The sequence below is a fragment of the Herbaspirillum lusitanum P6-12 genome (assembly GCF_000256565.1).
In the GTDB taxonomy this organism is placed as follows: domain Bacteria; phylum Pseudomonadota; class Gammaproteobacteria; order Burkholderiales; family Burkholderiaceae_D; genus Herbaspirillum; species Herbaspirillum lusitanum.
In genome coordinates this window covers 1-774 of sequence record NZ_AJHH01000221.1, presented here as the reverse complement: position 1 = coordinate 774, position 774 = coordinate 1, and the positions used below count along the sequence as shown (strand labels likewise).

General features: G+C 62.9%; 2 protein-coding genes. One reads left to right on the top strand and one right to left on the bottom strand.

What is annotated here, in order from left to right:
* Positions 1–444 (bottom strand): hypothetical protein (locus HLUSI_RS27450; protein ID WP_040503256.1); only part of this gene is annotated, 444 nt, incomplete at its 3' end.
* Here HLUSI_RS27450 and HLUSI_RS27445 point away from each other — a divergent pair.
* On the top strand, positions 416–774 hold a 359-nt coding region (locus tag HLUSI_RS27445; RefSeq protein WP_157137780.1), incomplete at its 3' end, for a hypothetical protein. The genes HLUSI_RS27450 and HLUSI_RS27445 overlap by 29 nt on opposite strands.

Genomic DNA, 774 nt, shown 5'->3' with positions numbered 1-774 from the left:
TTTGCGCGGATTTCCGCCGGCAGCCGGCGTGATCTGATAGCTGCCGCCGCCAAGGTTGACGGCATTGAGGATCGTCATCGTCGACGGCACACCGGTGATCAAGACCGATTTCACGGTGCCGTCGCCGGTGACGTTCACTTTGAAAATCTTGATGAAGTCGCTCTGCGTGGTGCTCCCGGTGGCGTAGATCGTGTGCACGTCGTTGCCGGCGTTGATCACCTGCGGTGCGAACTGCACCGAGTTGGAACCGTCGATGGCCGAAGCTGGCGAGCCGCCGCTGCCGTACAACACGCTGCCGACCTGGGTCTGGGTGGTCAGGTTGAGCAGGTTGAGCGTCATCGCCGGTGTCTGCGGGCCCACCACGATCGGCGTCAGCACCGAGCCCGGACGTTCCGAGATCTCCGGCGACAATTGTTTGATCAGCGAATCGGCGCCGGTCGTCACCGGGCGCCGGCGGGATCGGGATCGACGGCAACGCCAGATTTTGCAGGCCGTTGCTGGTCAGCGAACCGGCGTTGTCCTGGATGATCTTGGCCAGCTGACTCGTGGCGGCAGGATTGACCTGGGCGGAATTGTTGGAGGTGAAGTGATTGTCCGCCGCGCCGTTGCCTTCGGCCTGATTGTTCACCGGATCGGAATTGAGGATCTGCGACTGGTCATTGTTGCGCAGCGGGATCTTGCCGACCAGATCGAGCAGGCGGCCGGTGTCCTGCGAAGCGTCAGCGAAAACGATCTTCGAGTTCTCGTCCATCGCGCCCATGGCGCCGCCGGCCA